General features: G+C 43.7%; 11 protein-coding genes and 1 pseudogene. 2 read left to right on the forward strand and 10 right to left on the reverse strand.

What is annotated here, in order from left to right:
- Positions 1 to 109: 109 nt before the first annotated feature.
- Positions 110 to 199, forward strand: a pseudogene (locus NDI45_RS29880) (AraC family transcriptional regulator); the annotation flags it as partial.
- A 140-nt stretch (positions 200 to 339) separates the two neighbouring features.
- Here NDI45_RS29880 and NDI45_RS29885 read toward each other — a convergent pair.
- The 10 genes from NDI45_RS29885 to NDI45_RS29930 form a co-directional block, all read right to left on the reverse strand.
- Positions 340 to 672, reverse strand: coding sequence for a hypothetical protein (locus tag NDI45_RS29885; protein WP_348249952.1), 333 nt, complete (start codon positions 670 to 672; stop codon positions 340 to 342).
- A gap of 110 nt (positions 673 to 782) precedes the next feature.
- Complete coding sequence (locus NDI45_RS29890) at positions 783 to 1,451, reverse strand: glutathione S-transferase family protein (RefSeq protein ID WP_348249953.1); 669 nt, start codon at positions 1,449 to 1,451, stop codon at positions 783 to 785.
- A gap of 302 nt (positions 1,452 to 1,753) precedes the next feature.
- Positions 1,754 to 2,449, reverse strand: coding sequence for a hypothetical protein (locus NDI45_RS29895; RefSeq protein WP_348249954.1), 696 nt, complete (start codon positions 2,447 to 2,449; stop codon positions 1,754 to 1,756).
- A gap of 126 nt (positions 2,450 to 2,575) precedes the next feature.
- A complete protein-coding gene (gene tnpA, locus NDI45_RS29900) occupies positions 2,576 to 3,019 on the reverse strand; it encodes an IS200/IS605 family transposase (protein WP_348249955.1) in 444 nt (147 codons plus the stop codon).
- Positions 3,020 to 3,028: 9 nt separating this feature from the next.
- Positions 3,029 to 3,385 (reverse strand): hypothetical protein, encoded by a 357-nt coding sequence (locus tag NDI45_RS29905; protein ID WP_348249956.1) that lies wholly within the window; start codon positions 3,383 to 3,385, stop codon positions 3,029 to 3,031.
- 126 nt (positions 3,386 to 3,511) lie between these two features.
- Entirely contained in the window at positions 3,512 to 3,955 is a 444-nt protein-coding gene (locus NDI45_RS29910; protein ID WP_348249957.1) for a hypothetical protein, read from the reverse strand.
- A gap of 75 nt (positions 3,956 to 4,030) precedes the next feature.
- Positions 4,031 to 4,318: a hypothetical protein gene (locus NDI45_RS29915; RefSeq protein ID WP_348249958.1), complete on the reverse strand. Its 288-nt coding sequence runs from the start codon at positions 4,316 to 4,318 to the stop codon at positions 4,031 to 4,033.
- A gap of 222 nt (positions 4,319 to 4,540) precedes the next feature.
- Positions 4,541 to 6,337: a peptidoglycan-binding protein gene (locus NDI45_RS29920; protein ID WP_348249959.1), complete on the reverse strand. Its 1,797-nt coding sequence runs from the start codon at positions 6,335 to 6,337 to the stop codon at positions 4,541 to 4,543.
- A gap of 355 nt (positions 6,338 to 6,692) precedes the next feature.
- On the reverse strand, positions 6,693 to 7,493 hold the full coding sequence (locus tag NDI45_RS29925) for a hypothetical protein (protein WP_348249960.1): 801 nt from the start codon (positions 7,491 to 7,493) through the stop codon (positions 6,693 to 6,695).
- A gap of 45 nt (positions 7,494 to 7,538) precedes the next feature.
- Positions 7,539 to 7,907: a hypothetical protein gene (locus NDI45_RS29930; protein ID WP_348249961.1), complete on the reverse strand. Its 369-nt coding sequence runs from the start codon at positions 7,905 to 7,907 to the stop codon at positions 7,539 to 7,541.
- A gap of 455 nt (positions 7,908 to 8,362) precedes the next feature.
- On the opposite strand from NDI45_RS29930, the gene tnpA (NDI45_RS29935) reads away from it, so the two are divergent.
- A complete protein-coding gene (gene tnpA / locus NDI45_RS29935; RefSeq protein WP_348249962.1) occupies positions 8,363 to 8,725 on the forward strand; it encodes an IS200/IS605 family transposase in 363 nt (120 codons plus the stop codon).
- Positions 8,726 to 9,323 lie beyond the last annotated feature (598 nt).

Genomic DNA, 9,323 nt, shown 5'->3' on the forward strand with positions numbered 1-9,323 from the left:
ACGTTCTTCAGGGGTTAGCGTCACTCTGTACTTTTCTGCCATAAGGATTCCTGGTTTTTCCCAGTTTCCCTGATCCAGTTCTACCTGTCAAAACTGCCGTGGCGGACTACTAGATTGTGGCTTTGCAAATCAAACTCATCTAACAAAAGTCTTCCGTCAGATAACAGGGGTGACACCCAAAGCTTATCAAAAGCGATGATCCAAAGTGGATTTTGGGGTCACAATCTACGCACTGCAAAATGTAAGCCTAACGCCCGGCATCACCCGCGCCCCTGCGCAACGTATATGAGAGGCACGCTGAAGGGGCGTCGAGTGCATGCCGTTGTTAGGCGGCGACGATTACCCGCCACTCAGCTTAGCGCCACATTTATGACAATGTTTAGGTACGCTGAAAAATTTCCCTCTGACAACGCTGCCACAGGAATCACAGAACTTAATGAGATTTAAATTCAAGATCGTAATCAGGATGACGTTGGGGATGGCAATATAAAGCACATGACGTGGAAAGCCCATAAGCACAATAAAGAGCAACACCAAAACGCCTGCCAGAATTACGAAAATGGGGAACAATGTTCTTTTGAGCTTCGCATCTTTAGTCCCAAATAGAACATACAAATTCGCTACGGCTAACGCTCCCCAGAGCCCGAAGTAAATGTAGCCGAAAGATTCCATATTTCATTACTCAATTAGACGCCTAACGATCATGTTCAGCGGCGGTAAACAACCTTCGTATCACTAGAAGGAGCTTGTACCCGTCCTCCTCAGAGGCTATGTTAGGCTGCTCATTCCAACTGGCTGGACGACTTGCTAGTGAAAACCGCCAACTGAGCGTCGAAAGCACGTCTAAAAGCCGGCCGCGCCTCGCCACGGGCGACATAGGCTATGAGGTTCGGATAGTCGTCCAGAATGCCCGATCTGCTTAGCCTGCGCAGCACCTGCACCATCAGCAGATCGCCAGCACTGAACGCCCCATCGAGCCACTCGCCATCGCCGAGCCGAGCGGAGAGGTCGTCCAGTCGGCTGCGGATGCGATCCTCGACAATAAGCAGGCGCTCCTCGTGCCAGGCCTTGTCGCGCTCCAAATACATGGAGATTTCGCGTTGAACGATCACAGGCTCGACCGTGGAGAGCGCGGCAAACATCCATGTGATCGCGCGTGCCCGGGCGTTCGCATCTTTCGGCAGCAGTCCCGCATGCTGCTCCGCGATATGAAACACGATCGCCCCCGACTCGAACAAGGCGAGATCACCTTCTTCATAGGTCGGTATTTGCCCGAAAGGATGAAGCGCACGATGTGTAGCTTCCTTCATCGCACTGAATGAAACAAGACGAACGTCATAAGGCTGACCCACTTCCTCGAGTGCCCAGCGCACGAGCATGTCACGCGCCAGTCCCTGGCCGCGATCGGGCGACTGTTCAAAGGCGGTGATGGTCGGGATGGTCGTGACCATTCGAGAACTCCAGTTGCGCATTTTGCTGCTCCTTTATGGATTATGTGATTGCTCTCGTTAGTCGAATGGCGCAACACAAAATCGACAACCCACAGGATTTTTCACCGATAGCCAACTGTGAGCCTAACGACCACGTTCACCCGCCGTAGAGAACCTCTCGAACTCAACGCAGAGACTTAATGCGGTCGGTGTGCGACGGAATTGTTAGACCGCACTCTACAGTTCCATCATGGAGGAGCAGCATTTTTAACTACACCACCCAGTCCTCCTTCAATCTCTAGCTTATGGTCCTTATTGATCCCCTAATGTAGAGACTTTCTGACAACTTGAGACTCATTAATCTCTTTAGTTTTGACAATCCAGTAAGCACTGAATGCCCAAACGGCAACCGATTCAACAAAGTAAATAATGTTACTTGTCTCTTTCCAAAAAAGCAGCAAGAAAGCGGCGGTTAATGGAGAAACAATCATCCCAGCACCAAGAAAGTTGTATATCGTCTTATAGAATTTTTTTCGTACTGGATTGCTAATTTCCTTAAGCGTTTCATTACGTGTGAAAATACAAACAAAAGCAATTGCGACAAAGAAAAGTATTGCACTGGTACCATGTATATAAGATGCTGTGGCTTCGCTAATTCCACGTATGGGCAATGTAGTGAAGGTTTCACATTTAACCTGACCGTCAACATTCAAGAATTCTGTTGGTGTAAAAGCAACCACTATAGCTAAAATGCCTGCACAATTCAAAGCAATATTTTCCTTTTTTGTGATGCCTTGGTAGAACCAGAGGAACGCACCAATAGCAATTAGACTCCCCACAAATATATCTCTCATAGGCGTGTGATAGTAAGAACTAATTGAAGCTTGAAATTTGACATCAAAAATAAGCCCAACCCACCACAAGATCAATGGAAAAATGATACTAACTCCAGCCATCCCTATCCTAAGATAGGTATAGGTATCTAAAATGTGTTCACGTATCTTATCTTTTGAATCCACGGCTTCTATCTCCTATAAGGCGACAATTTGAAAACATCTGGCTGAGCTACTCAACTTTTTTCACTTCTAATTCTATACATCCAAAGTTAATGAACTACCCCGCTGCAAGCAGACGGGGTATCAGAATCAAAAAAGAGTAAGCTGCTCATCTCGGTGGAGCTTGAGATATTCATTACCCTGATTCTTGACGTAGTTCGCAATCATCCCTTCATCCCCGTGTTTCCCAACCGTGCTCGCAAAATAGCCATCGCTCCAAAACTCTCCGCCCCACAGCTTTTGTTTCACATGAGGGCAGTGCCGAAACACTTCCTTTGCCGTTAAGCTCTTGATCATTTTGACCAATCTCGTCACGCTGTACGTGGGCACCGACTGGACTAAAAAATGCACATGGTCTTTGTCGACACCGATTTCTATAAATTTGACCTCGTAGCGTTTCTCAATCTCCAAGCAAACTTCTCGCAAAACTTCATCAACCTGTTCATCAAACACAGCCCGTCGATACTTTGCTGGAAACACTAGGTGATATAGCAAAACGGTTACGTTATGACTTTTGTGGATGTACTCGCTCATTCCTGCATTTTACGCTGCACAGCAGCGGGGAATCGACCCACAGAGATTGAAGTAGGCAAAATTAGCATCATTTGCATAAACCCACAACCGTCCGTTTTCTGGAGAAACAAATATGCCTTTCACACCAAGATTGATCGTGTACGCAATATCCTTATTTACTACTCCAACCAACTGGAACCACTTTGCTGAAGGTGTACGCTTTATCCCTCTCAAAAAAAGATCCATAAAGAAATTTGAATACCCATCTGCATTACATTTGATAAACCAATCATTCCATTCACCTTTGGCTTCATACATATAATGAGAACCTTTCAATAGTTGTATCTCTGTATCTATCCACTTTTCTGTGCTTTTAATCTTTACCATGACTATTTTGCTTGACTTGTATCAATGTAGTATTGTCGCAATCTAACGTTCCAGTTGAGCGGCTGCAAGTTACTTTTGCAACTCGACCAAGACCTCTTGTCAGTTTGATCCAACCGGAACGTTAGATCACTTAATTTCCTTCAGGGGAGGACGAAATATTAACTCTGCTGAACCCCTCATAGATTCTGTAATACCATGATCATGAGATGGAAGAAGAGGTGATTGATCTACAATTTCACCATTCTTCCGTTGCAAACGAGCAAAAATTTCATCAGTCCAGCCGTGTAACCCCCAAAAATGCTCGTTGTGATGTGCTGTAACGGTTGAGGACATTGATGCATCTATAAGCCTTGGATCATTTGGAAAGTCCCGTGCTTCAACAAATCCGATCAGTCCGTGAGCGTTGTTGTGAATATCCCGGTTTGAAAGTGTAGATGTTGTAGTTGCTTCAATGAATGCCCCAAGTTCATCAGCAGTGCCGCTATTTATAAAGGATTCAATCTGGCTCAGAGCATTGTCCAGATAGTCGGAAGGTAAATCTACTCCAGGTTCTTCAAAGGCTGCTTTCAACCAATCTGGAAAATTAGTCCAAGGTGAATATGAGAAAGTTACACCAGGTGTGTTAGCAATGAGCCACTTAAAGCTTTAAATCATTTCCCGATGAAACCGGAGAAATTCTTCTCCAGAACCAACTTCGTTTAAAAATTTAGTCTTGAATTCTTCTCTAGCTTCTTCCCAACGTGGAATTAGAGCAGGATTTCGAGCAAGAATATCTTCCCTCGTGAGTCGGGAAAGATGCCAAGGAGAATGATGCTTGAATGGTGGCTTTACAGCATTGTAGAGATTGTCTGGTAAGCGCATACTTCTTCTATCAATTAAGGGGTTAAAGCAACTGCCACAGAGCGTTGCATTTATAGCTTCTTCTGCATCCAACAGCTTAATTTTGGAGGATCTGATTTTGGAACAAAGTGATCTAACGTTGCCCATCACCCGTCGCAAATATGCCTGGACACTCAACGGATAACCTTTCAGCGGTCGGGTGCATGGGCGTTGTTAGCTTACGTCTGTTACCAGTAGCGATTGTTTAGTGCTGACTCAAGCCTGTGGGTGTTAGATTTCGTGCCTTAACCTAACCTACGCGATCAGCGATCGCACTTATTTGAGCCCTTTAGTTGCAGGATCATACTTACAATTCTCAGGCAGTCTTGCCCATCCTTTGATAACAATCGGGGACCGTTCAAAAATGCCTGTCCGCCCCCCACCTGTGGCTGTTGTTTGTGCATTCCCCTCTGCAACTACAAATTTACTACCGCTCATTCTAAGAAAAATACCTATATGGTCTTCCCAGTCTAAATCAGGTTCATCGAACCTTTTTTGCTCCCAATCAAACATAAGAAGATCACCAGGTTGAGGGCGATTTACGCCAGTATTATCTATGTATAGCCCCAAATCTTTCATCCAAGTCTGCCATTGCTCGACTAAAGCAAGCGTATACTTACCACCAGGTATTTGAATAGGAATTTTGAGCCCCCCTTGACCATCAAAATTGTTTAGGCACCAAAGAACCGTTGCAGCGCACCACGCAAAACGTCCTTTGCCAAACACTGGCTCAAATGGCTTAGTAAATTTTCGAATTTCTCTGTTGTCGTTAGGCCTTGTCCAGTATAGAGCACGTCCTAGTTCTCGCTCTGCAAACTCAACGAAAAGAACTCTGTTAAATCCCCCAGTACTAATAGTAGGTGCAATGACAGTGCGGGGAGACCAATTAGGACGTTTACGATGATCATTTAGGGCATCCCAAGTTCGAGTATCTGCAACACCAGTTTGAGATAAGCCCACATCTTTCTGAAACTTTTTCAGTACTCCCCCAGTAATAGAGCCAAATTCCCCATCAACATCAACAACATAACCGCAGCCATTGAGAGTATGCTGCAATACACTCACCCAAGCGTTTTTATCTCCAATTTTTAAGGAAGGTCCTGTACCAAATGAACTAAAGCCTTGCTCTAAGGCTTCAACAGGATTCCAATCTGGTAGCTTGGCATGATTATTGAGAGCTGACCAAGTTTCCTCATCAACTATTCCGCCTGGAGTCTTAAGGCCTAAGTCTCGATTAAACTTTTCCACTATTAACTCTGTATCACTCCCAAATGCCCCTGTAACTGCTATTGGTCCATATCCACAACCATTTAATAAATGTTGTACTATAGTTACCCAAATATCTTTGTCTCCCTTTCGGAGAGTAGGTTCTAAGCGATTAGGTGTAGGTCTAGCTACGACGTCTGGTTGGTTAGGTTGGGCTGATCGAACAGTACCAAATGTAGTATGTCCTAAATCCTCTAATCGCTTCAGAATAGCGGCAACTCCAACTTGTTCTGAATTTGCATTGGGGTCAAAGCTACCATCAGCTACATATTTTCCTTTTTCCCAGTGGTTTGTTTTAGACCACAGATAAGGTGAGCGTTTTGCAGGGGTAGTTCTTTGACCAGCTCCCAATTGATATCCCCAACCATTAAAGCGCTCACAATACCAGAGAATTTCTTCAGGAGTATCTAAAAAATCAACTTCATCGGTATACTTCATTGCTAAAGCATCAGATGCCGATTGAGCCCATGTGAAGGGAGGATTACCATCAATTGGTCTACCGGAAGGAACATTACGGGTTCTTGAAGTTAATGGATCACCGTTATGGAGATGTCCTTTGAAAGACAATGAAGATTCCAGATTGTGGATAGCAGCAATTACAGGCCACCATATTCCACTCCCTTTTTGGGCTTCTTCGTAAATAGCCTTGTTTTGCATGATTCTACTGACAACTTTGTCAGTGGATGGAATATCAATGACTGTCACAGTTGACCAAAGTGTACTGTAAGTTGCTTTGATGTCAGAAAATTTTACTCTAGCCATAATTAACCTCCATTTTCCTAGATTAAAAATCGTGAAGAGACTCACTCGTGATATTGAGCAAAACCCTCTCCGTCATAAGATTGCAAAAAGCTCTTGGTTAGTGAATGCCTCAAGCCACTAACATTGCCAGGAGTGTACAGAAAATTGTGATTGCTAAGTTCAAAACTCGTAATATCTTACGGTTAGCGACCAACTTTATACAAATATCTACTCCAAGAACAAATCAAGCTAACGGCTAAAGTGAGCGGCGGCAAATGACCTTGAATTTAGACCAAGATTTTTCATCCGTCCGTTCCACTGCGTTGTTAGTCCGCTTTGTTCAGCAATCACCCTCAATACAATTTTTGGAATGCTAAACTCTTCCTAATACCGTATAAGCGAGCTACCCCTACTATTAGGTCTACTGCTCGAATGCTTGATTGAGCATCAATTGCTCTCTTAAAGTTTCAGAGGCTTCTAAGAAACTCTTCTCAACTAGTTCTTGCGGAGCATAAATTTCTTCAAACTGATTTTCAAGTCTTAATGCAAAGGCAAAAGGAGATTTAAGTCCATTACCTAAATTGCGCTGATGTTTCGGTCCTTGATTATCGACAACATAGGCTGCTCTAGTATTTCCCGGATAATACTCGATGAAAAAGTAAACATGCGCTGGAAATCCTGGGAATTTTGGAGCATCCGTGCTAAAGCAAATATCTCCAGGTCTTAATTTATTTGCATCATTTATTCTCCGGGGGCTTACATTCTGCTCAAGCCATATTTTGAAGGGTAGAGTTACCAAAGAAATGTTAAGAGTCTCACCATTAATCTGAACATTCTCAATTGGAACTGGAACTCCCATCCTACGGAGAACTTCACTCGCGAATGCAACACAGGTATTGTCTGTGCCGCCTCTAATTCTCTCCGCAATTCTTAAAATGTCCCAGTATTCATCGTTTGACAAAACTTTTCTAACTAAGCGGTTGGCAAACCCACTGACCTCTAATTGAACGTGAGGACTGTAAAAGTAACCAGTTGTGCCCCAAGGAGCAATTTGTTCAAGCAATTCTACTAAGTAGTGTTCTCCTACAACCTTTAGGGAATCGGGATTATATTTAAGGGTTTCTCCGGCATTTACCGCAACCTTCTCATTTGCAGGTAAACGGTTAGACTGCACGTTTGTTTTCTTGAAGAATGTAGTTCCGATAACATGAAGTTGTGCCATAATTCTCCTTTAAGATTGAATGTAGGTAAACAGTGAAATGAGTAATTATCCTTCATTGGATAGGAATTGCTCAAACTCGGCCACTGCCTCAAGCTTTAGCCAAGGATGAATTTCTTTACGCTTTATAGGACCATGATGATTGATTGTAAATCTTAGTAAACGCGCGCAGTATTCAATCGCAAACGTATGATTACTTTTGAAGACAGAGCGAAAAGTATTGCACTCTGTATTTCCTGCTACTAACCTTAGGAGGTTTCTAAGGCTTCTATCAAAATTCATTGAATCACCAGAGCATTGAAATATGCCAGCTTCTTCAGTACAGGCAGTATTGGAATTCGGATTTGTTGTGTCTCTACCTGCATTCCAATCCCATGAGCTTTCAAATCCCGCAAGTACTCGGAGAACTTCCAACATTACAGCCTTTCTATGAAGAAGGCTATCCCAGGGACCTAGTTCTTTGAGTACATAAGAATAAATGTCATAATTTTCATTTCTTGTGAATACCTCGTCCGGAGCCTGCTTGCACCAATTTATAAGCTCGTTCAAAAAAGCATCTGGAGCTACTCCCCTGTTGTATACCCGTGTTTTACACGCCTTGAAAACTCTATTTGTGATACTGTTTTCTTCAGTAAACTCGGAATCAGTTAGAGCTTCAATATTACGATCGTTAATCTCTCCAACACCATGTGTGTCAAACCATTACGTATCATCTTGCGGATTATCTGGAGCACAATCTTCTTCAATCACTTCGGGTGGATTCCCCGCCCCTTGGGGCGTAGAATGCGAGGATGAGCGAGTACATTCACAAGAGCCATAACGTTATGGTTTTGTTGTATCACCTGTTTTTTCCTGCAAAGTACTGACGAGCTATGTTTGACGAACAGGTCGATGCAGTCTTACACGAAGTGTGTCTGGAAATCGAGAAACGCTATGAGGTGAAGTTTATTGAGATTGGGGTAGACAAAGACCATGTTCACTTTTTAGTGCAGTCCGTCCCGACCTACAGCGTGACAAAACTGGTGACAATGCTCAAAAGCCTAACTGCAAGAGAAGTGTTTAAGCGATGTCCAGGCGTCAAAAAGCAGTTGTGGGGCGGCGAGTTCTGGAGTGATGGTTACTTTGCGAGTACGGTGGGTAAGCATGGCGATGAAGGGATGATTGCGAAATACGTGAAGAATCAGGGCAATGAATATCTCCAGCTACACTGGGATGAACAATTGGCTCTTTTTTGATTCTGATACCCCGCTGCTTGCGGCGGGGTAGTTCATTAATCGGCTGAGCTGTAAAAGTCATTATTCTTGATTCTGAAGTATCTTGTACTGGTTTCAAAAATGACCTGAATACATAACCATCACTAACTCCATCACCCTCAAGATCAATTTGAGCCCATTCTTGATTTGTTCCGTCAAAGTCTAGTATTCTAACAATAGAACCTGCGGAAAGCGTTCTTATAATTCTAAAGTCTTGGCTAGGACCAGATCTTAGATTTAGTCCGTTACGTGCGTTAACTGAAAAAAGAGATGAGCTATTTCGAGGATTTGGGAAGGAAAGTGGATTATTCCAACCTTTTGTAGCAGCATTTATTAGCCAATTGGGAGCCGCTCCAGTGCCGTTAATCCCTCCCCAAGTGGCACGACTCCCAAAACCGACATGAATTTTTGTCGGTCCCATATAAGCGACATCTCCGCCGATTCCAGTAGCCCCAAAACTTGCCGCAGCCTCAACAAATGCCTCAAAAAAAGGTAGATCACTTGGATCAGTAAATCTAAGAACACGACCATCTTTTATCAAGTCTAAGTCGGCAGCATTGCCTAAGTCATGTCGAGTGCT

This window comes from Leptolyngbya sp. GB1-A1 (assembly GCF_039962475.1).
GTDB lineage: Bacteria > Cyanobacteriota > Cyanobacteriia > Elainellales > Elainellaceae > Leptolyngbya_A.